This window comes from Arthrobacter sp. RAF14 (assembly GCF_052114185.1).
Classification (GTDB): domain Bacteria; phylum Actinomycetota; class Actinomycetes; order Actinomycetales; family Micrococcaceae; genus Arthrobacter_E.
The window spans coordinates 1,410,223-1,436,867 of sequence record NZ_JBFREG010000001.1; the positions used below are offsets into that span (position 1 = coordinate 1,410,223).

Sequence of the window (26,645 nt, forward strand, 5' to 3'; positions counted from 1 at the left end):
GCTCGACCAGGAGGAAGGACGCTCCGTCATGACTCATACGCGGAACCACGCACCCGAAGTGGAACCGGCAGCCCCCGCGCAGCCGGAGAACCCCTTCGTGCGGTTCGCGGCTCAGCCTGCCGCCGCGGGGCTTTACCGCCCCGAGGAGGAGAAGGACGCCTGCGGCCTCGCCATCATCGCCACCCTGCGCGGTGAACCCGGCTACGACATCGTGGCCAACGCCCTCCACGCTCTGCGCAGCCTGGAGCACCGTGGCGCCGTGGGCGCGGACGAAGGAACGGGCGACGGCGCAGGTCTGCTGACGCAGATCCCCGACGAGTTCTTCCGTGCTGTCCTGGACTTCGAGCTCCCCGCTCAGGGCCAGTACGCCGTGGGCACCGCGTTCCTCCCCGCCGTCGCCGGCGAGGCCGAGGCCGCCCGCCAGGGCATCGAGGGCCTCGCCCGCGAAGAGGACCTGAGGGTCATCGGCTGGCGCGAAGTCCCCATCCGCGCGGAACTGGTCGGGTCGATGGCCCGGGCCTGCATGCCGTTCTTCGCCCAGCCGTTCTTCGCGGCCGCCGACGGCGCGGAGCTGGGGCGCGATGAATTGGACCGCCGGGTGTGGCGCATCCGCAAGCGGGCTCAGAACCGCTTCGGTGTCTACTTCCCCTCGCTGTCCAGCCGCACCATCGTCTACAAGGGCATGCTCACCACGGCCCAGCTCGAGCCGTTCTACCCGGATCTTTCGGACACCCGGTTCAAGAGCAAGCTCGCGATCGTGCACTCGCGTTTCTCCACCAACACCTTCCCGTCCTGGCCGCTCGCACAGCCGTTCCGGACCATCGCCCACAACGGTGAGATCAACACCGTGAAGGGCAACCGGAACTGGATGCGCGCGCGCCAGTCACAGCTGGCCAGCCCGCTGCTCGGCGATTCCCCGGAAGACCTGTACCCGATCTGCACCCCCGGCGCCTCGGACTCCGCGTCCTTCGATGAGGTGGCCGAGCTTCTCTGGCTGTCCGGCCGGCCCATCAGCCACGCGATCATGATGATGATTCCGGAGGCGTGGGAGAACCACACCGCCATGGATCCGGCCCGCCGCGCCTTCTACGAGTACCACTCCATGCTGATGGAGCCGTGGGACGGCCCGGCCGCCGTGTCCTTCACGGACGGCAACCTGGTCGGCGCCACCCTGGACCGTAACGGTCTGCGTCCGGGCCGCTACTGGATCACCGAGGACGGCATGATCGTCTTCGCGTCCGAGGTGGGCGTCCTGGACATCGAGCCGTCCAAGGTGGTCAAGAAGGGCCGCGTGTCCCCGGGCAAGATGTTCCTGGTGGACACCGGCGAGGGCCGCATCATCGCCGATGAAGAGGTCAAGGCGGAGATCGCCTCGTCCAACCCCTGGGCCGAATGGGTGGAGCAGAACCTCGTCAAGCTGGACGACCTTCCCGATCGTGAGCACGTGGTGCACACCCCGGCGTCGGTCAACATCCGTCAGCGGACCTTCGGTTACACCACCGAGGAGCTGAAGATCCTGCTCGGGCCGATGGCCCGCACCGGCGCCGAGCCGCTCGGCGCGATGGGCTCGGACACCCCGGTGGCCGTGCTCTCCGAGCGTCCGCGTGTGCTGTTCGACTACTTCGTGCAGTCCTTCGCTCAGGTGACCAACCCTCCGCTGGACGCCATCCGCGAAGAGCTCGTGACCTCCATGCGCTGCGCCGTCGGGCCCAATGGCAACATGCTGGACACAGGGCTCATCCGGAAGCCGCAGATCGCCCTGCCGTTCCCCGTGATCAACAACGACCAGCTCGCGAAGATCGCGAACATGGAGAACGCCGACGGCGACCGCGTGGCCATGAAGGTCCGCGGCCTCTACCGCCCCGAGGGCGGCGAACAGGCGCTCCGCACCCGCATCAAGGAGATCTGCGAGCAGATCTCCGGCGCCATCAACCGTGGTGTGCAGTATGTGGTGCTCTCCGACCGCGACTCGAACGCCCAGTGGGCCCCGATCCCGTCGCTCCTGCTGCTCTCCGCCGTGCACCACCATCTGCTCCGCAGCGCGAACCGCACCAAGACCGCTCTGGTGGTCGAGGCCGGCGACGTCCGCGAGGTGCACCACGTGGCCGTGCTGATCGGCTACGGCGCGTCCGCGGTGAACCCGTACCTCGCCATGGAGAGCGTGGAAGAGCTCATCCGCACCGGCGAGCTGCGCGGCGTCAGTCCGGAGACGGGTGTCTACAACCTGATCAAGGGCCTCGGCAAGGGCGTCCTGAAGATCATGTCCAAGATGGGCATCTCCACCGTGGCCTCGTACTGCGGCGCCCAGACCTTCGAGGCCCTGGGGCTTTCGCAGGACCTGGTGGATGAATTCTTCTCCGGCACCCACTCGCAGCTGGGCGGCGTGGGCCTGGACGTGATCGCCCAGGAAGTCCTCACCCGGCACCGCTTCGCGTACCCGGAAGAGGGCATCGAGCTCCCGCACAGCCCGCTCAACGGTGGCGGCGAGTACCAGTGGCGCCGTGACGGCGAACCCCACCTGTTCAACCCGGAGACGGTCTTCCGCCTGCAGCACGCCACGCGTGAGCGCCGCTACGACATCTTCAAGGAGTACACGCGCGGCATCGATGACCAGTCGGGCAAGCTCATGACGCTCCGCGGCCTCCTCAAGTTCAAGGAGGGCCTGCGGCCGTCCGTGCCCCTCGAGGAGGTCGAATCGGTCTCCTCGATCGTGAAGCGCTTCTCCACGGGCGCCATGAGCTATGGCTCCATCTCCAAGGAGGCGCACGAGACGCTCGCGATCGCCATGAACCGGCTGGGCGCCAAGTCCAACACCGGTGAGGGCGGCGAGGACGTCGACCGTCTGCTGGATCCGGAGCGCCGCTCCGCCATCAAGCAGATCGCCTCCGGCCGCTTCGGCGTCACCAGCCTGTACCTCAGCAACGCCGATGACATCCAGATCAAGATGGCTCAGGGCGCCAAGCCGGGCGAGGGCGGACAGCTCATGGCCCAGAAGGTGTACCCGTGGGTGGCCCGCACGCGTCACTCGACGCCCGGTGTGGGACTCATCTCCCCGCCACCGCACCACGACATCTACTCGATCGAGGACCTGGCGCAGCTGATCTACGACGCCAAGCGCTCGAACCCGTCCGCCCGCGTCCACGTGAAGCTGGTCTCCGAGGTCGGTATCGGCACCGTGGCGTCCGGCGTGACCAAGGCGAAGGCCGACGTCGTGCTGGTGTCCGGGCACGACGGCGGCACCGGCGCCTCGCCGCTCAACTCGCTCAAGCACGCGGGTGTGCCCTGGGAGCTCGGCCTGGCCGAGACCCAGCAGACCCTCATGCTGAACAACCTGCGTGACCGTGTGGTGGTCCAGGTGGACGGCCAGCTCAAGACCGGGCGTGACGTGGTCATCGCGGCGCTCCTGGGCGCCGAGGAATACGGCTTCGCCACGGCTCCTCTCGTGGTCTCCGGCTGCATCATGATGCGCGTCTGCCACCTGGACACCTGTCCGGTGGGCGTCGCGACTCAGAACCCGGAGCTGCGGTCCCGCTTCACGGGCAAGCCGGAGTTCGTGGTGAACTTCTTCGAGTTCCTGGCCGAGGAGGTGCGCGAGATCCTCGCCGAGCTCGGTTTCCGGACGCTCGACGAGGCGATCGGGCACTCCGAGTACCTGGACAAGGAGGCCGCCATCACGCATTGGAAGGCTTCCGGACTGGACCTCGATCCGATCCTGAACGGTCTGGACTTCGACGAGGACGCCCCGCTGCGCAACACCACGGGTCAGAATCACGAGCTGGACCAGCACTTCGACCAGCAGCTCATCCGCCTCTCGGCCGATGCCCTGGAGCGCCGCGAGCCCGTCAAGATCACGCTCGGCGTGGTCAACACGGACCGCTCGGTCGGCACCATGCTGGGTCACGTCGTCACCAAGACGTTCGGTGTGGACACGCTGGCTCCGGACACGATCGACATCACCCTCACGGGCACCGCCGGTCAGTCGCTGGGCGCCTTCCTGCCGGCCGGCATCACGCTGCGGCTCGACGGCGACTCGAACGACTACGTCGGCAAGGGCCTCTCCGGTGGACGCATCATCGTCCGTCCGGACCGCCAGAACGTGTTCCCGGCGGAGCGGAACGTGATCGCGGGCAACGTGATCGGCTACGGCGCCACGAGCGGCGAGATCTACTTGCGCGGGCAGGTCGGCGAACGCTTCCTGGTCCGCAACTCGGGCGCCACCGCGGTGGTCGAGGGCATCGGCGATCACGGCTGCGAGTACATGACCGGTGGTCAGACGCTGATCCTCGGCCGCACCGGCCGCAACTTCGGCGCCGGCATGTCCGGCGGAACGGCCTACGTGCTGGACCTCCGCCCGGAGAAGGTCAACAAGGACGCGCTGGAGAACGGCGAACTCAAGCTCCTGGAGCTGGACGCCGAGGACCGTGACATCGTGCACGGCCTGCTCAAGCGCCACGCGGAGGAGACCGGATCCCAGCTGGCCGCACGCCTGCTGGAGAACTTTGACGACACGGCCGCACGGGTGACGAAGGTCCTGCCCCGCGACTACGCGGCCGTACTGCAGACTCGACTGGACGCCCTCGAAGAGGGTCTCGACCCGGATGGCGAAGAGGTCTGGTCCCGTATTTTGGAGGTAACCGGTGGCTGATCCCCGTGGCTTTTTGAAGGTCCGCGAACGCGAGACCCAGCCTCGCCGCCCCGTTCCGGTCCGCATCATGGACTGGAAGGAAGTGTATGAGGCCCAGGAGAAGGGTGTCCTGAAGAGCCAGGCCGGCCGCTGCATGGACTGCGGCGTGCCGTTCTGTCACCAGGGCTGCCCGCTGGGCAACCTGATCCCGGAGTGGAATGACCTCGTGTGGCGGGACCGTGGCCAGGAGGCCATCGAGCGCCTGCACGCCACCAACAACTTCCCGGAGTTCACCGGCAGGCTGTGCCCGGCTCCGTGTGAGTCGTCCTGTGTGCTGGGCATCAACCAGCCCGCGGTGACCATCAAGCAGGTGGAGGTCTCCATCATCGATCAGGCGTTCGAGGAGGGCTGGGTCACGCCCCTGCCGCCCACCCGCCTGACCGGCAAGACGGTGGCCGTGGTCGGGTCCGGCCCGGCGGGCCTGGCCGTCGCTCAGCAGCTCACCCGTGTGGGCCACACCGTGGCCGTCTACGAGCGGGACGACAAGATCGGCGGTCTGCTCCGCTACGGCATCCCGGACTTCAAGATGGAGAAGGAGCACCTGGACCGCCGTCTGGAGCAGATGAAGGCCGAGGGCACCCGGTTCCGTCCGGGCGTCAACGTGGGTGTCGACGTCACGTGGGAGCAGCTGCGCCGTCGCTACGACGCCGTCGTCGTGACCACCGGCGCCACCGTGCCCCGCGATCTTCCGATCCCGGGCCGCGAGCTGTCCGGCGTCCACTACGCCATGGACTACCTGGTGCCCTCCAACCGCGTGGTGGCGGGGGAGCAGCCGGAGAACCACATCGACGCCCGCGGCAAGCACGTGGTCATCCTCGGTGGTGGCGACACCGGCGCCGACTGCATCGGCACCGCCCACCGCCAGCAGGCCGCATCGGTGACCACGCTGGCGATCGGCAAGCAGCCGCCGGCGGAGCGTCCGTCTCACCAGCCGTGGCCGCTGTTCCCCACCTTGTTCGAGGTGGCCAGTGCTCATGAAGAGGGCGGTGAGCGCACCTACCTGGCGTCCACCGTCGAGTTCGTGGGCGAGGATGGCCGCCTCACCGGCATCAAGGTCGCGGAGACCGAATTCGTGGACGGCAAGCGCCTGCCCAAGGCCGGCACCGAACGGATCATCCCGGCCGACCTGGTCTTCCTCGCTCTCGGATTCACCGGCGCCGAGCCGGCCGGGATCACCGAGCAGATCAAGGCGGAGTTCGACGGCCGCGGCAATGTCAGCCGCGACGCCGAGTACATGACCAACACGGAAGGCGTCTTCGTTGCCGGCGACGCCGGCCGTGGTCAGTCACTGATCGTGTGGGCCATCGCCGAGGGCCGTGCGTGCGCGGCCGCGGTGGACCGCTTCCTCACCGGGAGCACCATCCTCCCGGCCCCGGTGGCACCCACCGATCGAGCCATCTCGCTGCTTTAGGCCCAAAGGCCTGCACGAGATTTTCAGCAGAAGTCAACCTTCCGTAAAAAGCGATGAACTAGGTTAGGTATATGAGACGCGCAAAGATTGTGGCCACTTTCGGCCCCGCCCTGGGCACCTATGAGAAGGCCCTCGAGGTCATCCAGGCGGGCATGAACGTGGCCCGCCTGAACATGAGCCACGGCGATCACTCCATGCACGATGTGAACTACGAGAACATCCGCAAGGCTTCGTCGATGCTCGGGGTGGCCGTGGGCATCATGGCCGACCTTCAGGGTCCCAAGATCCGCCTGGGCAAGTTCGTCAACGACGAGAAGCACTACCTGGAGGTGGGGGACCAGTTCACCATCACCACGGAGAACGTGCCCGGCACCAAGGAGATCTGCTCCACCACGCTCAAGAGCCTCACCGAGGACGTGCGTCCGGGTGACACCCTCCTGATCGACGACGGCAAGGTCGCCCTGCGCGCCGTGAGCGTCGACGAGGTCAAGGTGGTCGCCGAGGTGACCGTGCCCGGCTTCGTGTCCAACAACAAGGGCATCAACCTGCCCGGCGTCGCCGTCAACGTTCCCGCGCTGAGCGAGAAGGATGAGACGGATCTCCGCTGGGCGCTGCAGCGCGGCGTCGACATGATCGCTCTGTCCTTCGTGCGTGACGCCACGGACATCACCCGCGTGCACGAGATCATGGATGAGGAAGGCCGGAAGATCCCGGTCATCGCCAAGATCGAGAAGCCGCAGGCCGTCGATCAGCTGCACGACATCGTGGACGCGTTCGACGCGATCATGGTCGCCCGTGGCGACCTCGGTGTCGAGCTGCCGCTCGAAGAGGTGCCGGTCGTCCAGAAGAAGGCCATCGCCGAAGCCCGCCGCTGGGCCAAGCCGGTCATCGTCGCCACCCAGGTGCTCGAGTCCATGATCGAGAACCCGCGCCCCACCCGTGCCGAGGCCTCCGACTGCGCCAACGCCGTGCTGGATGGCGCCGACGCCGTCATGCTCTCCGGTGAGACGAGCGTGGGCAAGTACGCGATCGAGACGGTCAAGACCATGGCCCGGATCATCGAGTACACGGAGGAGAAGGCGCTGGACCTGGTTCCCGCCCTCGGCTCCAAGCCGAAGACCCGTGGTGGCGCCATCACGCTGGCCGCCGTGGAGATCGCCGACCAGCTCGACGCCAAGTACATCTGCACCTTCACCCAGTCCGGTGACTCGGCACGCCGCCTGTCCCGCCTGCGCCCGAAGAAGCCGATCTTCGCGTTCACCCCGGTGGACCAGGTCCGCAACTTCCTGGCCCTCACCTGGGGCATCCAGCCCATCCAGGTGCCCATGGTGAACCACACGGACGCCATGACGGCCCAGGTGGACACCTTCCTGACCGATCTGGAACTGGTCCAGGACGACGACCTCGTGGTCATCGCCGCCGGTTCGCCTCCCGGACAGGCCGGCTCCACCAACTCGATCAAGGTCCACAAGGTGGGCGACCTGGCCGACACGGGCCGTGCCGGTCAGGAGGGCCGTCGGGAGCCCATCGGCCCCTGGCCCGCCAAGAAGAAGAAAAAGAAGTAGCGTCTCGCTGAGTTCCCCGAGGGGGCGGTCCGGAAGGGCCGCCCCCTCGGGCGTTCCCGGGTCCGTGCGCCGAGTACGCTATCGAGAGCCCGAGTACGCGACGACTGGTAGCGGAATCGGCCCCTCGACAGCGTACTCAGCAAGGGGAGAGCAGCGCACGGGGGAGAACGGCACGCGGGGGAGAACGGCGAAGTGTGGAGACGACGAATCGCCGCTGCGCGTCGGCGGCGCACCCGGTGGGGGTGCGCCGCCGCCGTCGTCGTCGGTCGGCTGAGCGGGAGCTCAGTTCACCTGGTTGATGATGGTCTCCGCGACCTCGCGCATGCTGAGGCGGCGGTCCATGGAGGTCTTCTGGATCCAGCGGAAGGCCTCGGGCTCGGAGAGGCCCATCTTGGTGGTGAGGAGGCTCTTGGCGCGCTCCACGAGCTTGCGGGTGGCGAACTGCTCCTTGAGGTCCCCCACCTCCTTCTCGAGGGCCTTGATCTCCTCATGGCGGGACAGGGCGATCTCGATCGCCGGGATCAGGTCGGCCGGGGTGAAGGGCTTGACCACGTACGCCATGGCGCCCGCCTCGCGGGCACGCTCCACGAGTTCCTTCTGGCTGAAGGCGGTCAGGAGCACCACGGGGGCGATCCGGGCCTTCGCGATCTGCTCGGCGGCGCTGATGCCGTCCATGACGGGCATCTTGACGTCCATGATGACCAGATCCGGCTTGTGCTCTTCGGCGAGCTCGACGGCGCGCTGGCCGTTGTCGGCTTCGGCGACGACGTCGTAGCCTTCACCGCGGAGGATCTCGATGATGTCGAGGCGGATGAGGGTCTCATCCTCGGCGACGACGATGCGCTTGGCCGGGCCGGTGGTGATTTCAGTGGTGTCCTGGGCAGGGGATTCGCTCACAGGGTCTCCTTTAACGAGGGGAACGGGGACAACAGTGTCAGGTCTATGGCGCCGTTGCCAGTGGCCCTGATGGGCAATTTGACGCTCTTAGCCTATCGCCATGTAGAGTTATCACGCGTATGCGGCCCGCGTGATGTTGCGGACCGCTTCGGTGCTCGCCCGAGTGGCGGAATTGGCAGACGCGCCGCACTCAAAATGCGGTATCGAAAGGTGTGTGGGTTCGAGTCCCACCTCGGGCACCGAATATGCCGTATGCGAACCCTGGACAACGTCCATGGGCCTGCGGCGAGCGATACATGATGAACGATAAGAGCCTCGTCCTCCGGGACGGGGCTCTTACTCGTCACTGGAATGTTGTGTCCGGCGACGCCGAGATCCCGGCCGCGCGATGGGCGCGTGGCCGGGTTCTCAACGGCGAACTCCCTGAATCAGCACCGTCCGATGATGGAGGTGACATTCGGTCCGGTGTAGACGTAGCGATCGGTGACCCAGCGGGATCCACCGGCGGTGTACACCTTCAACCAGATGTTGTCGCCGTCAACCCACTCGCCGTAGGTCCAGCAGTCGAATTCGTAGACCTGACCTGCGCGGAGGGTGTAGCTGGCGTAAGAGTATCCACTGCCGGGGCCCGTCCTGACGTTCAGGGTGGTGTCGGTGTAGACCTGCGCGCATTTCGATGCCCGGTCGCTATAGGAGACCGCTCCGCCATAGCCGTTATGGGGGAACGAAGAGCACAGCTTGATGGTGCTGGAGAGTTTGGGGACTGCCGCCTGGGCGGGTGCAGCTGCCGCGGCAGCTGTGAGTGCAGCGCCCAGCATGATCGCTGCGGCCGACTTCTTCCAGAGGGTTTTCATCATGGAATCTCCTTGATCGGTGAGTGTTATGCGAATGATGGAAAGCTGTTGCCGGATGGTGCTGAGGAACTGGATGTTCAGGCCGTCCTACTGGACTTTCCCGATCCGGGTGGCGAAGTCGGCCCAGGTCGCGTCGGCCTGACTCTCCATGAATTCCCGCATCCAGTTCTCGACAGATGCCCAGTTGAGAGCCGGACCGGTGGCATGGACATTGAGGAAGGTCCGGGAGGCGCCGGATCGGATGCGGAAGTTCATCACGGCCCCCTTCATGACACCTTCAGTGCCGATGAAGGAGACGCCGTTCGTGCGGACTTGGATGACCTTGAAGTGTCCGGGTGCGGGCGCATCCGAATGCAGGGCGACGGGGTCGGACATGGTCGATTTGGGCGAACCGAGGTGGAAGGTGGATCCGCACGTGAGATTGTTCATCGCCCGGTTCAGGTTGTTGTTCACGCGGAGCTGATACGTCGTCCCATTGGTGTTGGTCACCGTCTGGTAGGTGACGTGGGAATAGTTATGCAGAGGAAAGACCGAACCGAGCTGGGTCTTCGTCTTGGCCCAGATATTGTCTCCGACCTTCAGGCCATAGGGGTCATTCTGGAGAAGTCGGCTCCACCCTGCGCTGGAGACCGGGATGTTCTTCTCCATGTTGTAGCCGTAGCCTGAGCCCCCATTCTGGTAGGAACCACACAGCGTCGTTCCCTCGTACTTGTCGGCGTCCGGCGTAGTCCCGGCGTGAGCTGACGAGATCGGTCCGACTGCCAGCATCCCTACGGAGACCGCAATGGCCGCGAGAGATCTTCTTTTGAACATTCTTCCCCCAAGATGTCATGCTGCGACTGGTCGCAGTCGAATCGGCGTCACAACGATCAGCACCGTTTGGGCTGGCCATGGGCGGTCAAGCTGCCTCGGACGACGCGTCCAGACTATCCGGGAGTGAAGCGCACCGGTAGGTTTAATCCATGAATTGTTTTAACCTGGCGGGGTGAAAAAGAAAGTGCCGCCCCGGCGAAAGGCCCGCTTGCGGGGCTGGTGAGGCGGCCTGGTGACGCTATCCGGCCGCCTCGACGACCCGCCGCGCTGCCTCAGCCGGGGTGAGGTGAGTGGTGTCGATCATCTCCGCAACACCCGGGAGCCACGTGCTCGCGGCCAGGGCGTAGGGCTCCAGATGCTTCAGCCTGAACGGTGAATCGGGTCCGAGGATCGTGTCCCCGTCGATGCGTTCCCGGAGTGTTTCCGGGTCCGCGTGAAGGACGACTTGCCGCACCGGGATGCCATGCCCGGCCAGGCCGGTGCTGATCTCGCGCCAGTATTCCTCGACCAGCACGGTCATCGGGATGATCAGGGTTCCACCGGTGTAATCGAGCACCTGACGGGCCGTCTCCACCACGAGAGTTCTCCACGGCGGCCAGTGCTGGAAGTTATCGGTCTCCGGCAACCCGGGGGAGAGGTCCATGAGCGTCTCGCCGACCTTCTCGGCGTCGAACACCCGCGAGCCGGGAATGAGCCGCTGCACCAGCGGCGCCGTCGTCGTTTTGCCGGACCCGTGGGTGCCATTGATCCATACGATCATGAGACCCCATGCTAGCGGGCCGGAGCTGGGCGCTCCGCGAGCGCGTCAGTGAGGCCTCGTCAACGGCAAGTGAAATTTCGGTCTCACTCTTGACCGACAAGTTACCGCCCAGTAGGTTTCAAGTTATCACCGCGCCTTAACCCGGTTCACGGATTCGTGGGCCAGACATTCACGGAACAATGACGTCCCGAAAGGCCACCATGACATCGCTGACCCGCCGCGTCACCACAGCGGCCGCCGTCTCTCTGCTGACCATCCTGTCGCTACTGCCGGGCGCGCCGGCTCAGGCAGCACCTCTGACCGATCTTGGCGACGCGACCCGGCCGGCGTTCTACCAAGCGCCGACTCAACTGCCGGCCCAGAACGGAGCCGTGATCAAGGCCGAACCGGCGCCCTTCCATCTTGATCCTCTCAATCTGCGCGGGACCCTCATCTCGTCTCAGCGGATCATGTACAAGACCACCAACCGAACCGGGACTCCGGTGGGCGTCACCGGCACGGTGATCACCCCCAAGACCGCATGGTCCGGTCCCGGCAAGCGACCGCTGATCTCCTTCGCCGTCGGCACGCAGGGTCTTGCGGACCAGTGCGCGCCCTCTCGTCTTCTCGCCTTCGCGGCGGAGTACGAAGAGGTGTTCGTCGGCACGCTGCTGAGCCGGGGTTACGCTGTGGCGATCACGGACTATGAGGGCCTGGGCACCGCGGGGATCCACACCTACATGGACCGTGTCTCCCAGGCGCGCGCGGTACTGGACATGGCCCGGGCGGCCATCGCTCTTCCCGGCACCGGCCTGAGCGCGCAGTCTCCGATCGGCGTCGACGGGTATTCGCAAGGGGGAGGGGCGGCTGCTGCCGCAGCGGAAATCGCCCCGTCCTATGCGCCGGAACTCCAGATCAAGGGAGTGTCCGCCGGGGCCGTCCCGGCGGATCTCACGGCGGTCGGAACCTCGCTGGACGGCGGCCTGTATGCGGAGTTCATGCTCTTCGCCCTGGACGGGCTGTTCAGTTCGTACGGCGTCGACCCGGCGGCCTTCCTCAACGCTGCCGGACAGGCGAAAGCAGTCCAGGTCTCCGACCACTGTGTCTGGAACCTGCCACAGAACAGCTACGTGAAGATGTCCAACCTGTCCTCGACGGGGCAGTCCTTCACGCAGCTCGCTCAGCAGGCGCCCATCTCGACCATGCTGGCGGACCAGCTGATCGGCCGCGCGCGTCCCGGGGCACCTGTGCTCATCACGCACTCGGTCGCGGATGATGTGATCCCGTACCGCGTGGGCAAGGGGCTGGCTCAGCGCTGGTGCGCCGGTGGGGCAACCGTGAACTTCGTTCCCACCCCGGTGCCGACCCATGTCGGCGGTGCGGCACCGCACTTCGCGGCGACGCTGGCGTTCTTCGAGGCCCGGTTCCGAGGACTGCCGGCGACGAACAACTGCTGGACGCTCTGACGACCTGAAGCGGTCCGCCCCGGGTCAGGAAGCATCCGGGGCGGACCGCCGTCGGGCGATCTCGTCCTGGGCGGCGACTCTCATCTGCCGGAAAAGCCGTCGTGCTTTAGGCGCCCGGCCAGGACCCGGCGCGTCGGCCTCATCTTCTTTCCCGTCCGCCCACTTCCGCATGACCTCCAGTCGCGCCTCGTCGGCCGACCTCAGATCGCGTTCGAAGTCAGGCAGGGATTTCCACCAGAGTGTTGCCATGGACAGAGTTTACGGCGGGCACGCCGTCCCTCAGATCCCCAGGCTGAGCCCGATCATCGTGAGCGTCACCGCGAATCCGGTCAGGTAATTGAGCCACAGGAACCGTCGCCAGCCGGGCCGGGTCCGTCCCGATGTCTCGTCGCGCACGCCCAGGTAGGGGGCGACATTGAGCAGGTACGGGATCACGAGCAGTCCGGTCCAGCGGGCAGGGCCTCCGGTCATCAGCAGCACGAGACCCGCGGCGGCATAACAGATCACCACGAACGCGAGGGTCACACGGCTGCCCAGCAGAGTCCCGATCGAATCGATCCTCGCCTCGCGATCCGGGAGGATGTCCTGGATCGCTCCGAAGGCGTGGCTCGCCATGCCCCACAGGAAGAAGGCTGCGAGCACGCTCACGCCGACAGCGGCGTCGTCGGGCGTCACGACGGCCGAGCCGCCCGGCGCCCACCCCGCGAGCACCAGACCGTACAGCGCGGGGGAGACGAAGTGCGTGCTGGACGTGATCGAATCCAGGACCGGGCGCTCTTTGAAGCGCAGGCCGGGAACGCTGTACGCCGCGACGGCGAACAGGGAGAGAGCGAGCACCAGCCAGCTCGCCGGACCACCCCCGAGGACCAGGGCGATGACGAACGGCACGCAAGAGCCCCACGCCAGCCACAGCACAGCCCGGTGCAGCGAAGGATCCAGCACCGCCCCCTCCACGCCGCCCTTCCGGGGGTTGCGGAGATCTGATTCGTAGTCGAAGACGTCGTTCGTGCCGTACATCGCCGCGTTGTACGGGATGAGGAAGAACAGCGTCCCGACCACGAACCTCCAGTCCACCGTCCCGGCGGTCAGGACGTACGCTGCGGCGAAGGGGAAGGCGGTGTTCGGCCAGGAGATCGGGCGCGAGGCCACGAAGACCTTCCGCAGCAGATCAGCGGTCAGTGTCATGGTTTCGCCGCCTTTCGCGCCCACGGAGCAGCATCCAGAGGGCCGGGAGCATCAGGGACGCCGCCACCGGATAGGCGAAATCCTCCAGAGGAACCCTGCCGAGGAACACGCCACTCAGGCTGTCCGGGTCGTAGGAGAACAGGCCGACGGCGATCATCACGTTGTCGAACACCGCGGTGAGCACCAGGAGCCCGACGGCGGCCAGCAGCACTGCGGCCCAGCTCACCCGGGCCTCGGGGTGCCGTCCCTCGCGCCGCCGGGCGACGATCGTCACGCCCGCGGTCACGGCGCAGCAGACGCCCAGGAACACGGCGTCCAGGGTCAGGTAGCTCATGACCCCTCCCTCTTCCGCCGACGTTCGAGGATCCGTTCGGCCATGGCGAACAGCACGAGCGCCGTGTAGCAGAGGAAGGCGAGGAAGACCGGCTCCTCCAGGGGAAGCTCCGGTGCCAGCAGGATCCCGGTCATGTGCGACGAATCGCCGTGCCGGAAGATGCCCAGCTGGATCGCCGCCAGGTCCCAGACGAGGAAGAACGCGGTGCCCAGCAGCACCACCAGCGTGGCCGACCTCGGGGCGCGCCACAGGACCAGATGCCACCGCCGGTCGAGCACTGCCATGCCGGCGGCGCTCGCAAGCAGCGCGATCAGATAGCTCACGTAGCCTCCAGGGGAGTGACCTGCTCCGGCGCCGGCGAGGCCGGGCCGGCGCTCCGTTCGCCGCGCACCCGCTTGAGCACGAGTTCCGCGCTGATCAGGCACATCGGCAATCCGATCCCCGGCCGCACTGAAGCACCCGCATAGTGCAGGCCCTGGACCTTCCGGCTGACATTGCCAGGCCGGAAGAACGCACTCTGCCGCAGGGTGTGGGCGAGGCCGAGCGCTCCGCCGCGCCAGGCATTGAAATCCGCCTCGAAATCCGCCGGGCCCATGGTGCGGCGCACCACGATCCTGGACGCCAGATCGGGAACGTCCGCCCAGTCCGCGATCTGCGCCACGGCATGATCCACAGCGGCTTCGACCGCTGCGGCGCCCCCGCCGTCCACACCGCCCCGGCCCCATTCCGGCCGCGCGGGAGACGGGATGAGCACGAACAGGCTCTCATCCCCCGTGGGTGCGACTCCGGGATCACTCGCGCTGGTCTTGCTGACGTAGATGGAGGTGGTCTCCGGCAGATCGTCCGGGCGCGCCCGCGAACGCCGAGATCCGGTCTGGCTGATCCAGTCGAAGTCCGTGCTCCAGTCCCTGCTGAAGAACAGATTGTGGTGGCTCAGCTCCGGCAGCCCGCCCCGGACCCCGAGGCAGGCGATGACCGCGCCCGGTCCCGGATCGCGCCGCCGCCACGTCCGTTCCGGGTGGGTGCGGAGGGACTCGGGCAGGAGCGCATTCTCCAGATGGTGCAGATCGGCCGCCCCCACCACGAGGTCCGCCTCGTGACGGTGGGTGGCGCCGCCGTCGTCGGTCCATTCGATGCCTGCGACCGCGGCCCCGCCCGGACCGTGCGAGGTGAGGATGCGTTTCACCCGGGCCGAGGTGACGATCCGGGCCCCCTCCGAAACGGTCAGCCGGGCCATCGCGTCGATGAACGCCGCGAAGCCGCCCTGCGGATAGAGCACGCCCTGCTCCAGATCCAGGTGGCTCATGAGCTGGTACAGCGCTGGGGCCTTGTACGGCGTGGTGCCCAGGAACACGGCCGGGTACCCGAGGATCTGCTGCTGCCGGTGGTCGCGGAATCTCCGTGCGGTGACGCGGGCGAGGCTCTGGCCGAGCGCAGCCAATAGTCGCCGGACCCGACGGAGGATCTCTGGGTGCGTCAGGAACCGGGCCGAGGAGAAGTCGTCGTACAGGAAGTACCGCATCGCTGTGTCGTGCAGGTCCGCGGCCTCACGGAGGTAGCTCGTCAGGTTCGCCCCGCTGCCGGGATCGAGTTCATCGAACAGCGCCGCAGCGTGCGCCGAGCCGACCGGGACGTCCCGTGGAACCGCATCACCCTCGAAGAACGTCCGGTATCCAGGGTCCAGCCGGGTCAGCGTCAGTTCACGCTCCGCCGAGGTGCCCATCAGCTGGAACCAATGATCGATGACCTCCGGCATGAGATACCAGGAGGGACCGGTGTCGAAACTGAATCCGCCCCGGGTCCAACGGCCTGCACGACCGCCGACGCCGGGCTGCTGCTCGAACACCGTCACCTCGTGGCCGTCCCGGGCGAGCAGCCCGGCCGTCGCCAGTCCGGACGCCCCCGCTCCGATCACCGCGATCCGCCGGCGCTCACCTCCCACGGCGCTCATGCCGCGAGACCTCGTCCGGCAGCCCGCGCCGGGCCCAGCCCGAGAAGGACCGCACCCGCCAGTCGGGCCTTCTCCCGCCCCGGCACCCGGACGCGGTGCCGGGCCACCACCTCGGCAGGAGTGGCGGCCAGCCGGTCCGTCAACGCGTCGAACAGGGCATAGGCCAGCTCCACGGCCTTGCGGCACGACGCCGGCAATCGCCTCACGCCGGGCAGCGCGGCACGCAGATCGGCCCGGATCCCCTCGACCAGCACACGCTTCCGTTCCTCGCTGAGCCTGCCGTCCGGGACGCCGGGGAAGTACCCTCGGCCGAGCTCCTCGGTGTCCTCGGCGAGATCGCGCAGGAAATTGACCTTCTGGAACGCCGCTCCCAACCGGCGGGCCGGCTCGGCGAGTTCAGTCCATGTGACCCCGGCGGGCTGGTCAGCCTCGGCGCTGAGGAACACCCGCAGGCACATGAGCCCGACCACCTCGGCCGAGCCGTGGATGTACGTCTCCACGGAGTCGGCCGTGTGGGGCGCGGCGCTGCAGTCCCGGCGCATCGAGGCGAAGAATGGCTTCACCAGTCCTGCCTCGATCCCGGTCGCCCGGGCCGTCACCGCGAAGGCGTGCACCACGGGGTTGGCGCTGTATCCCCGGTCCAGCGCGGACAAGGTCTCACGTTCCAGGCCGTCGAGGCATGCGAGCACCTCATCCTCGCTGAACCCCGCGTGGGCCGCCGCACCATCCACCACTTCATCGGCGAGCCGCACCAGGGCGTAGACGTCGGCGATGCGCTGCCGGACCGGTTGCGGTAAAAGCCTGCACGCCAGGGAGAACGACGTCGAATAGCGGCGGATGATGACGACGGAACCTGCGCTCGCGGCCGAGGAGTAGCGCTCCAGGGGGCTGGGCGCCGGACCTCCGTGGCGTGATCCGGATCTGGACTTCACGGACAGGAGCATCAGTTCTCCCGGTGCAGGACGTGGTTGCAGATGCGGGTCAGGTCGGTCCGCAGCTGCGGGGGCAGCCCGGCGTCCGCAGCGTCCTGGAGCGCCTCGGTGACGAGTTCATGGGCCAGGGCCAGGGCCGAGTCATCCGCGCCTGCCTGGTGCAGCGCGGTCTTGAGTGCTTCGACGTCGTCGTCCGTGTAGGGGACGGTGTGCAGCTGAGAGGAGACCCGGGGGTCGCGCCGGCCGATCGCGGTCAGGGTGGTCATCTTGCCGCCTCGCAGGTCCGAAGTCACCGACTTGCCCGTCTGACCGGGGTCGCCGAAGGTCCCCAGCACGTCATCGATGACCTGGTACGCGATGCCGATCTTCTCCCCGAGCAGTTCGAGTGCAGCAGCCTCCGCGGGTGGCGCGCCCGCCAGCAGCGCCCCGGCGGCGAGTGGCGCGGCGAAGGAGTAGACCGCCGTCTTCTGGCGTTCCATTTCGAGGACGTCGCCCAGGGAGATGCCGGCCTCCCCGGGGATCAGGATGTCCTCCAGCTCTCCGCTGGCGGCATCGGCCACCGCCCGGTCCAGCAGTTCCTCGATCCGACGGCGCACGGATTCGGGGCACCGCAGCCCGCGGACCGTGCGGAAGGCCGCCGCCAGCAGCATGTCTCCGGCGACGATGGCCACGGAGCGGCCCAGCTGCCGGGCCTCATCCTCGGGCGCTCCGCGCTCGATGGCACTCCTGCCGTAGATTCCCGCGATGTTGGACCGGCCCCGACGGGTGAGGTCCCCGTCGATCACGTCGTCATGGATCATGAGGGCCGCGTGGAGGAGTTCGAAGGCCGCGCCGAGAACGGCGCACTCCTCGTCGTTCGTCCCACCGAACGCCGCGTGGCTGGTCCAGACGAGCTGGGGCCGCAGGCGCTTGCCGCCTTCGAAGGAGTCGGCGATGTGACGCCACAGCCCACGCGTCTGCGGGGAGTTGGTGGAGTCGATCGAACCGGTGATGATGTCCACGATCATCTCGTCCACCAGCCGGGATGTCTGAGGCCATCCCGCGTCGGCGCCGGCAGCCCGGGCCGAAGACCGGGAGGGGCTGTTCGCTGGGAGGTGATGCTCCGGCGCTTTCCACGCCACGTTGGTCGCACTGCTCATGTCCGCTCCTTGACTCAGCCGGCGAGATTGCCTCGCTCCTAGAACATCTTGCTTCTTGTATATCTCGATGATCTACAAATATGGTTGTCTAGGAACGCTCGATTGTCCAGAGGAGGGCATCATGTCGATGGCAATGCAGTCCCCGCGCTCGGGTGCCGGCGCCGCCGTGGCCACGTTCGCGGCGGCGCTCCTCGCGTTGGTCCTCGCGGCCGGAGGGTCCGGGGCGTTCGGGCTGACTCCGGTCGCCTCCGCCGCCGGAGGATACCTCTCCAGCACTGCGACGCCGCTGGCTCCTGCCAACGCCGCGTTCGGCATCTGGAGCGTGATCTATCTGGGACTGCTGGCCTACGCGGTCTGGCAGCTCGGACCCCGTGCCCGCGCCGACTCCCTGCAGCGTCGGATCAGGCCGTGGGCCGCCGCGTCCATGCTGCTCAACGCCGCCTGGCTCTGGGCGGCGCAGCTCGGCAGCCTGCCGGCCACGCTCGTGGTCATGCTTCTCCTGCTCGCCGTGCTGTGCCGCCTTCTCGTTCTCGCCGGCGGTGTCACGCCCGGCCTGAGCATGGAGTGGGTGCTGAGTGCCGGAGTCTTCGGGCTGTATCTCGGCTGGATCTGCGTCGCCACGGTGGCGAACGTGGCAGCGGTCCTCGCCTGGGCCGGCATCGTCTGGCCCGAACTCCCGGCGTCCGTGGTGGTGCTCACCGTGGTGGTGGCGATCGGGCTGGCGCTGGCCCGCCGCGGTGCATGGACGCCGCTCGTGTCGATGGTCTGGGGGATCGTCTGGATCGCCGTCGCGAGATGGCAGGGGCCGCGGTACTCCGCCGGGGTGGCCCTCGTGGCGCTCATCGCCGCCCTCGTGGTGATGCTGGGGGCCACGCTTCCCCTCTCCCGGCGCCGGACGGCCGGGGGATAGCACGATGCTGACGGAGACCAGGGAATGGCGCTGCGCTTCCAGCGCCCACGACGTGTGGCGTGCTGTCGAGGCTTACGGCTCGTCCGGCATCGCCGCTCCGGCAGGCAGGCGTGGAGCGTTCTGGTGCATCGAAGCCAGGGACGAGGGAAGGTCCCTCCTTCTGCGCGCCGGGAACCTGCGGCAGGGGCGCCTCTGGCTGGAACTGTCCGTGGCCGGATCCGCCCACGAGAGCGTCTGCCGCCAGCGGGTGATCTTCCTCCCACGCGGCGGCCCTGCGGCCCGGTTCCACTGGGCTCGGCTGCTGCCGTTCCGCCGGAGCGTGCACCGCGGCATCGGTGAGCGTCTGTGCCGGACCCGCACCCACGGTGTTCTCCACGAGAGGCTTTCATGAACGACTCAGGCTACGACACTTCCCTCGTCCAACTGGTCTCAGACCAGGGGGAGCCCTTGGGAGTGGCTCCCAAGGCGACGGTCCATACCACGACGACGCCCCTCCACCTGGCCTTCTCCTGTCACCTTGTCGATGAGCGGGGGAGGGTCCTGCTGACCAGGCGGAGCCTGTCCAAGGCGGCGTGGCCGGGAGTCTGGACCAACTCCTTCTGTGGCCATCCGGCGCCGGGCGAGCCGATGGAGGCGGCCGTGAGACGCCGCGGCCGGGAGGAACTGGGGATCGACATCACGGAGCTGCGCTGTGTGCTGCCGGATTTCAGGTATCGCGCGGTGGACTCCAGTGGCGTGGTGGAGCAGGAGATCTGTCCGGTCTTCTTCGCCCGGGCGGCGGGGGACCCCACCCCGTCGGCGGACGAGGTCGACTCCTGGGCCTGGGCGTTTCCGGAACAGGTGGACCACGCCATCACCGCCGTGCCGTTCGTCTTCAGCCCGTGGCTGGTCCTGCAGCACGCGGAGCTTGGCCGTGGACTCTGGTGACCCCGGGCCCCCGGGCCCGCGCGCGATCCGCTGCGAGCGCGGCGAAACGCCCCGACCGGGAGGGATTCCCGGGCGGAGCGTTCCGCATCACTCGTGACGGTCAACTGATCTTCTTCCGGTAGGCGGCGATCGCGAACACGTACCCGACGATCAGGATGCCGACGCACCAGGCGAGAGCCACCCAGATCTCGCCGCCCACCGGCTGCCCGGCGAACAGGGCCTGGATGGTGTTCACGATCGAGGTGACCGGCTGATTCTCGGCGAACCAGCGCACCGGACCGGGCATGGTCGCCGTGGGCACGAAGGCGGAGCTGATGAACGGCAGGAAGATGAGCGGGTAGGAGAACGCGCTGGCGCCGTCGGTCGTCTTCGCGCTGAGGCCGGCGATGACGGCGAGCCAGGTGAGCGCGAGGGTGAAGAGCAGCAGGATGCCGATGACCCCGAGCCAGGCCAGCACGCTCGCCCCGGTGCGGAATCCCATCAGGAACCCGACGCCGAAGATGATGACCAGGGTGATGCCGTTCGCGACCATCGACGTGAGGACGTGAGCCCACAGGACACTGGACCGGGCGATCGGCATCGAGTGGAATCGTTCGAAGATTCCGCTCTGGAGGTCGGTGAACAGCCGGAACGCGGTGTAGGCGATGCCCGAGGCGATGGCGATCAGCAGGATGCCGGGCAGCAGGTAGTTGACGTAGTTCTCCGTCCCCGTGCTCTGCTTGAGCGCGCCGCCGAAGACGTAGACGAAGAGCAGCATCAGGGCGATCGGCGTGACCGCGGTGGTGATGATGGTGTCCGCGCTGCGGAAGATGTGCCGCAGGGAGCGGCCGGTGAGTGTCGCGGTGTCTGCGAGCGCGTGGGTGCTCATGACGCTTCCTCCTTCTGGGCTGTGCGTGACTGCTGGGGGCCGATGAGCCGGAGGAAGATCTCCTCGAGCGTCGGCTGCTTCTCGACGTATTCGACCGTGGCCGCCGGCAGGAGCCGCTTGAGCTCCGCGAGGGTGCCGTTGGCGATGATGCGGCCTTCGTGCAGGATGGCGATGCGGTCGGCCAGCTGTTCCGCTTCGTCGAGATACTGTGTGGTCAGCAGGACCGTGGTGCCGGTGGCCGCGAGCCCCTTCACCACCTCCCAGACTTCGAGGCGCGCCTCGGGGTCGAGCCCGGTGGTCGGCTCGTCCAGGTAGATCACCTCGGGCTGGCCCACCAGGCTCATGGCGATGTCGAGGCGTCGCCGCATTCCTCCCGAGTAGCCGCCCGCCTTTCGGCCACCGGCTTCGGTGAGGCGGAAGGCGGCCAGCAGTTCGTCGGCGACGGCGCCGGGATCCGGCACGTGGCGGAGCTTGGCGACCAGCACCAGGTTCTCCCACCCGGTGAGGATCTCGTCCACGGCGGCGAACTGTCCGGTGAGACTGATGACTTCCCTGACGCTCAGAGGTTCGCGGGCGACGTCGTGCCCCAGGACGGTGGCGGTGCCGCCGTCGGCCTGAAGCAGGGTCGAGAGGATCCGGATCATGGTGGTCTTGCCGGCGCCGTTGGATCCGAGGAGTGCGAAGATGCTGCCACGTGCCACCTCGAAGTCGACGCCCCGGAGGACCGGAAGGTCCTTGTACGATTTCTCGATCCCCGTGACGGTGATGGCCGGCGCGCTCATGGCTGGTCCTCCCGGCTCTTCGCATCGTCCACGGCCTTGATGAGGCGTGCCCGTTCCTTGTCGATCCACTGCGCGCCACCGTAGGACTGGGCGTAGTTCTCGGCGAACTCCACGGGATCATCACCGACGATCGAGCTGATGGGGGTGCCGTCCAGCGCGGCCCGCTCCCAGAGATCGGCGAGGTCCAGGAACATCTGGACCAGGGTGTCTCCGTCCGTGATCCCGCCGTAGTACATGGAGTACCGGTGCTGGGCGTTCGCCACCTCCCGGTATGGCTCGGGGAGTGCGTCCAGACGGGCCTTCGCCTGCTTGTACTGCTTCTTCTGTTCGAGCGATCCGGTGAGCGCTTCGATCCATTTTGCGGCCATGATCAGTTCTCCTTGTTTCCGGTCTTGTTCAGCTGTTCGATGTGCTGTGCGAGGAAGGTCCAGGTCTTCCAGAACTCCTCGAGCTCCTGCGAGCCGTGAGCGTTGAGGGTGTACACCTTGCGGGGCGGTCCCTTCTCGCTCGGCACCTTCTGGACGTCCACGAGCTTCTTCTGCTCGAGCCGGACCAGCAGGGCGTAAATGGTGCCTTCCGCGATGTCTGCGAAGCCCCGGTCCCGCAGCCGTGCGGTGATGTCATATCCGTAGGCCGGCTGCTCGGCCAGGAGTGCGAGGACGATGCCCTCCAGAGTGCCCTTGAGCATCTCGGTCATCTGCTTGCCCATCGGTTCCTCCTTTCACTACTCAGTAATGCTTGGTACCACTAGAAAGTATCACTGACTACCGGTACCTAGCAAGACTGAATAGCAAAGAATTTTCCGGCGTCACCGCGCCGCCCCGGCGGAAGAGCCGGGCGAGTGCCGCCGGGTGCGGCGTCCGGCACGGAAAGAAACGGCTGATCATGGCCCTCGACGGCGGGGGCAGCAGGGTGTCGCGTGTCAGCGGCTGAGGATCACCAGCTCCCGGGTCGCCCTGGTCATGGCCACGTAGCGGTCCACCGCACCTTCAACGCCGGGCCCGAAGCCGTCGGGATCCAGGAGCACCACCAGATCGAACTCCAGGCCCTTCGCCTCCGCGGCCGTCAGGCGGCTCACTCGGGGATCGGCCGGCGCGGCGCTGCTGGACTCCAGGAGGACGGGCCCGATGACGCACGCGATGCCCTCGGGGTTCGACGTCAGCCAGTCCCTCAGCACGGTGTCCAGCTCATCCGGGGTGCCGCGACGGACCGGAAGGCCGCTGCTGCGGACCGAGGTGGGGACGTTGGCATCCGGCAGCGCCGAACGGATCGCGGGGGCGGCCTCCGCCATGACCTCTTCCGGCGTCCGGTAGTTGATGCCGAGGGTGGCCACGCGCGCGTCGGGAATGCCGATCCTCTGGAGCCGTTCGGTCCAGCTCTCCTGGAATCCGTGCCGTGCCTGGACGCGGTCCCCGACGATCGTGAGGCTCCCGGACGGGCACCGCGCCAGGATCATCCGCCATTCGGCGTCGCTGAGCTCCTGGGCCTCGTCCACGATCACATGCCCGAACGGCCCCGCAAGAGCATCCGGAGACGGCGCGGCGAGGATGCCTTCGTCGCCCAGGCTCTCCTGAAGATCCGCGCCTTTCAGCATCGACATCACCAGCATCTCCGAGTCGTCGGACGCGATCAGGTCCTCCACGACCCGATCCATCAATGCCCGTTCCGAGGCCTGCTCCGCGCGTTGCCTGCGAGCGCGCCGGGCCGCATCCGGGTCGCCCAGCCGGAGCCGTGCCGCGTCGAGCAGGGGAAGGTCCTCCGTGGTCCATGCCCGGGGGTCGGTGCGCTGCAGGAGACGGACCTGTTCCGGGGTGAGCCAGGGTGCGCAGAAGGAGAGGTACGCGGGAACGCGCTAGAGATCGCTCACCAGCACCGCGGGGTCCATCAGAGGCCATGCGCGGTTGAACGCGGCCGTGAGTTCGGCGTTCCGCGCCAGAGCCGAGCGGAGGGCGGGAGGATCCACCTCGCCGTCGTCGGCGGAGGAGACCAGGAGGGCGAGCAGCTCGTCCCAGACCTCGCCGCGCGCCTCGTTGTGAGGCGTGCCCGAGGCGGGCGCGGCGAAGGCCTCCGCCCAGTCCTCGGGACGCACCAGGACATCCAGATACGGGGTCTCCACCAGCAGCTCGCGGGTCGGCGGCTCCTCGTAGAACCGGACGGCTTTCTCGATCGCCCGCACCATGTCAGCCGTGGATTTGAGCCGGGCCGTCTCCGGATCGCGTTCGGTGCGGGCTGAGGCGCCTTCCGGCACCAGATCCCGGACGGTGCACGCCTGCACGCCTTCCTCTCCCAGGCCCGGCAGCACATCCGCCACATAGGAGAGATAGTGGCGGTGCGGTCCGACCAGCAGAACGCCGCCTCGGCCGCGGCTCAGACGGGGATCCGCATACAGGAGGTAGGCCGCCCGGTGCAGTGCCACCACGGTCTTCCCGGTGCCGGGTCCGCCGTCGACCACGAGCGCACCCCGTGAGGAGGCGCGGATGATCGCGTCCTGATCAGCCTGGATGGTGCCGAGGACGTCGCGCATGCGCGGAGTGCGGCTGTGCCCGAGGCTCGCGATGAAAGCGGACAGATCGCCGAGCGACGCACTGCCCTGCACCCCCTCGGCGGCGAAGGCCTCATCCCAGTAGTCGGTCACGTGGCCTCCGCTCCAGCGGTAACGACGACGGCTCACCAGCCCTTGCGGATGCGCGTGCGTCGCGCTGGAGAACGGTTCCGCGGCGGGGGCGCGCCAGTCGACCAGGAGGCGGTCGCCGTCGGCGTCCGTGAGGCCCAGCCGCCCGATGTAGACCGGCTCGGGAGTGCCCTCGGCGATGAACCGGCCCAGGCACAGATCCAGCCCGTACCGTTCGAGGGCGCGCAGGCGTCCGGTGAGCCGCCGGATCTCGGCGTCCCGGTCCACGGCCTGCTGTCCCGAGCGGCCTGGGGCGCGACGTGCGGCATCGAGCCGCGCGGTCAGCTCGGCACGGGTGCGGTCCAGATTCTCGGCGATCGCCGCGAAGTGCCGTTCATCCCCGGCGATCAGGGTGGGATCGGCCTTGGCGGCGAGGCGTTCCGGTAGCCGGAAGACGCCGGCGGCAGGGGACGATCCGGAGGTGAAGGGGGTGGCGTCGTCGGGCTCGGGGTGGACGGACGGGGTGCTGGCTGCCACGGAGGCGTCTCCTCGTGTCGTGTCGGTGAACCCCCTACTGTGCAGCAATCCGGGGGGCCTTGCCGCAAGCCCCCTGGTGCGCTATAGATTGAGAATGAGGGGAAGTGTCTCGTCCCCTCCACCCGAGCGGCGTCCCCTTCGATCCGGCGCGTCGCCTGCGCCCTTTCCTGCTCGCCCTTTCCTTCTCCGCCGTCCGGACGGAAGATGAGTCATGTGGAGTCGACGGAAGCGGCCATGCGATCCACCTGAGCCCCCGGTCGCCGGGCCACCCGGGGTGGAGGCTCCGGATCATGTGGTGCTGTTCGTGCATGGCATGGGCCGCGCACTCAAGGGAGGCACGCTTCAGGAGTGGGCGCAGCCGCTCATGCTCAGCCTGCATGACCTCGCCCTGGAGTGCGACGGCGCCGAAGACCATCCGCCGCTCATCATCACTCAGGCCACCGCGGTCGGCGACGCGCCGGAAGCCCGGGTGAAGGTGCTCAAGGGGTGCTCCGCTGCGGGCCACGCGGAGTATCTGAACGTCCTGATGACCGAGGCGTCCTGGGGGAAGGATTTCGAACCGGCGACCGTGGGCGCCACGTTCTGGTGGGCCGTCAGTCAGGCCTGGACCGTGTACAAGCGCTGCCTGCGGCTCGTGTGGTGGACCTTCCGCCCGGCCGCCCACGAGCGGATCCTGCCCGCCAGGATGCTCAACTGGTTACTGCTGATTCCGTTCATCGCGGCGGTGGCGGTCGGTGGCGCGCTCCTCATCGCGGGGATCCTGGCGCTGGGACTGGTCCTGATGATCCTGGCGAAGGTCCCGGTCCTGGGACGTTTCGTCAGCCGGCTCCTCGCCCTGTTCGCGGATTTCCTCGGAGACCCCCAGGTCTGGAAGCGCAAGCAGATGCAGGCCGCTGCGATGCGCCAGCGGATCAGGGAGACGCTGGCCCCCTGGAACGGCGACGCCGGGGTGCCCATCACGGTCGTGGCCCATAGCCAGGGTGCCGCGATCGTCGGTCAAGTGCTCTTCCAGCGAAGCGATCATCCGGTCAGGGCCACCAATTTCGTCAGTGTGGGCAGCGGCATCGATCTTCTCGGCTATGCGGAGTGGGGCGGCACCGACGGCAGTGACCCGGTCCAGGACTGGCTCGACGTGCCCTGCCGGCCGAGGTGGATCAATGTCTGGGGCAAGATGGACTTCGTGCCGGCCGGTCCCATCTCACGTGCCATGGACGGCCGCTCGGCCATCTTCCGCAAGATCTTCGACCGGGCGAGTGCCGGTGACGGTGGATCGGGTCCGGAGGAACATCCTGTCTACAACCGATCGGCACTGGTCTACGACCATGTGGTCTACTCTCGCAACCGCATCGAACTCATCGATCCGCTGGCCCGGCTCCTTCTGACCACCCCGCCGCAGGCGCCGGTGTGGCCGGCGGCGGGGGAGCCGGTCCCGCCCGTGCTCACGGGTCTGCCCGATGACCCGCGGCTCCGGCCGCACCGCGTCATGGTGAAGAGCCTCGGAGTCACCCGCCTGGCGTCACTCGTCGCGGCGTTGCTGTGCGCTCCCACGGTGATGTCCTGGCTGGCCTCCCGGACCACGGTGAGGAACGCGGCCCGGTGCGAGGCCGACCCCGTCTCCTGGCTGACCTGGCTCTGCGGTGGAGCGCCGTACGACTGGGCGGACTCCGAGGACTGGGCCGTGCTGTCCTTGTCCGCGTTCGCCTTGGCCGCGGTGCTGATCTGGGTGCTCAACGGCATGATCTGGAACAGTCTCCACGGACTGCTTGAGCGGCGCCGGAAGAAGTCGCGGACCCGCTCCAGCGATCCGGACAAGAAGCTGCCGCCCAACCCCTGGTGGCAACTGGGACTTTACCTGCTCAGTGCGCTGGTCCTGACCTTCGGGCTGCCCTGGCTCATGATCGGACAGGACCTGACCGGCGGGAACGTGTTACTGGTGGCGCCTGTGCTGCTGTATCCGTTCGCCTTCCTGCGGACCGGCATCACGGCGCTCGCCGCGAGAGTGTGAGCCGAAGGGCAGGGGACCTTAGCCGGGCGACGGCT

At 67.7% G+C, this 26,645-nt stretch carries 25 protein-coding genes and 1 tRNA gene; 9 read left to right on the forward strand and 17 right to left on the reverse strand.

Annotation, left to right across the window (positions count from 1 at the left end; translation table 11 throughout):
* Positions 1-28: 28 nt before the first annotated feature.
* The 3 genes from gltB to pyk all read left to right on the forward strand — a co-directional run bounded on the left by gltB (position 29) and on the right by pyk (position 7,660).
* Positions 29-4,645, forward strand: a complete 4,617-nt coding sequence (gene gltB / locus AB4Y75_RS06655; protein ID WP_441435056.1) for a glutamate synthase large subunit — start codon at positions 29-31, stop codon at positions 4,643-4,645.
* Entirely contained in the window at positions 4,638-6,095 is a 1,458-nt protein-coding gene (locus tag AB4Y75_RS06660) for a glutamate synthase subunit beta (RefSeq protein WP_441435057.1), read from the forward strand. Before gltB ends, AB4Y75_RS06660 begins: the two co-directional genes overlap by 8 nt.
* A gap of 71 nt (positions 6,096-6,166) precedes the next feature.
* Positions 6,167-7,660, forward strand: coding sequence for a pyruvate kinase (pyk, locus tag AB4Y75_RS06665; protein WP_441435058.1), 1,494 nt, complete (start codon positions 6,167-6,169; stop codon positions 7,658-7,660).
* Positions 7,661-7,942: 282 nt separating this feature from the next.
* On the opposite strand, the gene AB4Y75_RS06670 is transcribed toward pyk, so the two are convergent.
* Complete coding sequence (locus AB4Y75_RS06670; RefSeq protein WP_441435059.1) at positions 7,943-8,557, reverse strand: ANTAR domain-containing response regulator; 615 nt, start codon at positions 8,555-8,557, stop codon at positions 7,943-7,945.
* Positions 8,558-8,714: 157 nt separating this feature from the next.
* Between AB4Y75_RS06670 and AB4Y75_RS06675 the strand changes: the two genes are divergently transcribed.
* Positions 8,715-8,796 (forward strand) — tRNA-Leu (locus AB4Y75_RS06675).
* A gap of 189 nt (positions 8,797-8,985) precedes the next feature.
* On the opposite strand, the gene AB4Y75_RS06680 is transcribed toward AB4Y75_RS06675, so the two are convergent.
* From AB4Y75_RS06680 to AB4Y75_RS06690, 3 genes are all read right to left on the reverse strand, one after another.
* Positions 8,986-9,414, reverse strand: a complete 429-nt coding sequence (locus AB4Y75_RS06680) for a hypothetical protein (RefSeq protein WP_441435060.1) — start codon at positions 9,412-9,414, stop codon at positions 8,986-8,988.
* Positions 9,415-9,498: 84 nt separating this feature from the next.
* Positions 9,499-10,179 (reverse strand): hypothetical protein, encoded by a 681-nt coding sequence (locus tag AB4Y75_RS06685; protein WP_441435061.1) that lies wholly within the window; start codon positions 10,177-10,179, stop codon positions 9,499-9,501.
* A gap of 283 nt (positions 10,180-10,462) precedes the next feature.
* Positions 10,463-10,984, reverse strand: a complete 522-nt coding sequence (locus tag AB4Y75_RS06690; protein ID WP_441435062.1) for an AAA family ATPase — start codon at positions 10,982-10,984, stop codon at positions 10,463-10,465.
* Between the two features lie 179 nt (positions 10,985-11,163).
* On the opposite strand from AB4Y75_RS06690, the gene AB4Y75_RS06695 reads away from it, so the two are divergent.
* On the forward strand, positions 11,164-12,429 hold the full coding sequence (locus tag AB4Y75_RS06695) for a lipase family protein (protein WP_441435063.1): 1,266 nt from the start codon (positions 11,164-11,166) through the stop codon (positions 12,427-12,429).
* 24 nt (positions 12,430-12,453) lie between these two features.
* Here the strand turns inward: AB4Y75_RS06695 and AB4Y75_RS06700 are convergent, their stop codons facing one another.
* The 7 genes from AB4Y75_RS06700 to AB4Y75_RS06730 are packed head-to-tail and all read right to left on the reverse strand — an operon-like array spanning position 12,454 to position 17,970.
* The gene (locus AB4Y75_RS06700; protein ID WP_441435064.1) at positions 12,454-12,678 is read right to left on the reverse strand and encodes a hypothetical protein; all 225 of its coding nucleotides are present in this window, start codon (positions 12,676-12,678) and stop codon (positions 12,454-12,456) included.
* Positions 12,679-12,708: 30 nt separating this feature from the next.
* The gene (locus tag AB4Y75_RS06705) at positions 12,709-13,614 is read right to left on the reverse strand and encodes a prenyltransferase (protein ID WP_441435065.1); all 906 of its coding nucleotides are present in this window, start codon (positions 13,612-13,614) and stop codon (positions 12,709-12,711) included.
* Positions 13,598-13,948, reverse strand: coding sequence for a lycopene cyclase domain-containing protein (locus AB4Y75_RS06710; RefSeq protein ID WP_441435066.1), 351 nt, complete (start codon positions 13,946-13,948; stop codon positions 13,598-13,600). The genes AB4Y75_RS06705 and AB4Y75_RS06710 overlap by 17 nt, the downstream gene beginning before the upstream one ends.
* Positions 13,945-14,271, reverse strand: coding sequence for a lycopene cyclase domain-containing protein (locus AB4Y75_RS06715; protein ID WP_441435067.1), 327 nt, complete (start codon positions 14,269-14,271; stop codon positions 13,945-13,947). Before AB4Y75_RS06715 ends, AB4Y75_RS06710 begins: the two co-directional genes overlap by 4 nt.
* The gene (crtI, locus tag AB4Y75_RS06720; RefSeq protein WP_441435068.1) at positions 14,268-15,899 is read right to left on the reverse strand and encodes a phytoene desaturase family protein; all 1,632 of its coding nucleotides are present in this window, start codon (positions 15,897-15,899) and stop codon (positions 14,268-14,270) included. The genes AB4Y75_RS06715 and crtI overlap by 4 nt, the downstream gene beginning before the upstream one ends.
* On the reverse strand, positions 15,896-16,831 hold the full coding sequence (locus AB4Y75_RS06725; protein ID WP_441435069.1) for a phytoene/squalene synthase family protein: 936 nt from the start codon (positions 16,829-16,831) through the stop codon (positions 15,896-15,898). Before AB4Y75_RS06725 ends, crtI begins: the two co-directional genes overlap by 4 nt.
* A gap of 11 nt (positions 16,832-16,842) precedes the next feature.
* Positions 16,843-17,970: a polyprenyl synthetase family protein gene (locus AB4Y75_RS06730; RefSeq protein ID WP_441435070.1), complete on the reverse strand. Its 1,128-nt coding sequence runs from the start codon at positions 17,968-17,970 to the stop codon at positions 16,843-16,845.
* 121 nt (positions 17,971-18,091) lie between these two features.
* Between AB4Y75_RS06730 and AB4Y75_RS06735 the strand changes: the two genes are divergently transcribed.
* From AB4Y75_RS06735 to idi, 3 genes are read left to right on the forward strand one after another with little or no spacing between them, the layout of a single operon-like run.
* Positions 18,092-18,880: a tryptophan-rich sensory protein gene (locus AB4Y75_RS06735; protein ID WP_441435071.1), complete on the forward strand. Its 789-nt coding sequence runs from the start codon at positions 18,092-18,094 to the stop codon at positions 18,878-18,880.
* 4 nt (positions 18,881-18,884) lie between these two features.
* Positions 18,885-19,271, forward strand: a complete 387-nt coding sequence (locus AB4Y75_RS06740) for a hypothetical protein (protein ID WP_441435072.1) — start codon at positions 18,885-18,887, stop codon at positions 19,269-19,271.
* Positions 19,268-19,807, forward strand: coding sequence for an isopentenyl-diphosphate Delta-isomerase (gene idi / locus AB4Y75_RS06745; protein WP_441435073.1), 540 nt, complete (start codon positions 19,268-19,270; stop codon positions 19,805-19,807). The genes AB4Y75_RS06740 and idi overlap by 4 nt, the downstream gene beginning before the upstream one ends.
* 100 nt (positions 19,808-19,907) lie before the next feature.
* Here the strand turns inward: idi and AB4Y75_RS06750 are convergent, their stop codons facing one another.
* The 6 genes from AB4Y75_RS06750 to AB4Y75_RS06775 all read right to left on the reverse strand — a co-directional run bounded on the left by AB4Y75_RS06750 (position 19,908) and on the right by AB4Y75_RS06775 (position 24,605).
* On the reverse strand, positions 19,908-20,675 hold the full coding sequence (locus tag AB4Y75_RS06750; RefSeq protein WP_441435074.1) for an ABC transporter permease: 768 nt from the start codon (positions 20,673-20,675) through the stop codon (positions 19,908-19,910).
* Positions 20,672-21,457, reverse strand: coding sequence for an ABC transporter ATP-binding protein (locus AB4Y75_RS06755; protein WP_441435075.1), 786 nt, complete (start codon positions 21,455-21,457; stop codon positions 20,672-20,674). The genes AB4Y75_RS06750 and AB4Y75_RS06755 overlap by 4 nt, the downstream gene beginning before the upstream one ends.
* Positions 21,454-21,825, reverse strand: a complete 372-nt coding sequence (locus tag AB4Y75_RS06760; RefSeq protein WP_441435076.1) for a DUF1048 domain-containing protein — start codon at positions 21,823-21,825, stop codon at positions 21,454-21,456. The genes AB4Y75_RS06755 and AB4Y75_RS06760 overlap by 4 nt, the downstream gene beginning before the upstream one ends.
* Positions 21,826-21,827: 2 nt before the next feature.
* Positions 21,828-22,166, reverse strand: coding sequence for a PadR family transcriptional regulator (locus tag AB4Y75_RS06765; RefSeq protein WP_441435077.1), 339 nt, complete (start codon positions 22,164-22,166; stop codon positions 21,828-21,830).
* A 213-nt stretch (positions 22,167-22,379) separates the two neighbouring features.
* Entirely contained in the window at positions 22,380-23,099 is a 720-nt protein-coding gene (locus tag AB4Y75_RS06770; RefSeq protein WP_441435078.1) for a hypothetical protein, read from the reverse strand.
* A 210-nt stretch (positions 23,100-23,309) separates the two neighbouring features.
* A complete protein-coding gene (locus AB4Y75_RS06775) occupies positions 23,310-24,605 on the reverse strand; it encodes a HelD family protein (protein ID WP_441435079.1) in 1,296 nt (431 codons plus the stop codon).
* Positions 24,606-24,900: 295 nt separating this feature from the next.
* On the opposite strand from AB4Y75_RS06775, the gene AB4Y75_RS06780 reads away from it, so the two are divergent.
* Positions 24,901-26,610 carry a hypothetical protein gene (locus AB4Y75_RS06780; protein ID WP_441435080.1) on the forward strand — a complete coding sequence of 570 codons (1,710 nt, stop codon included), beginning with the start codon at positions 24,901-24,903 and terminating at the stop codon, positions 26,608-26,610.
* Positions 26,611-26,645 lie beyond the last annotated feature (35 nt).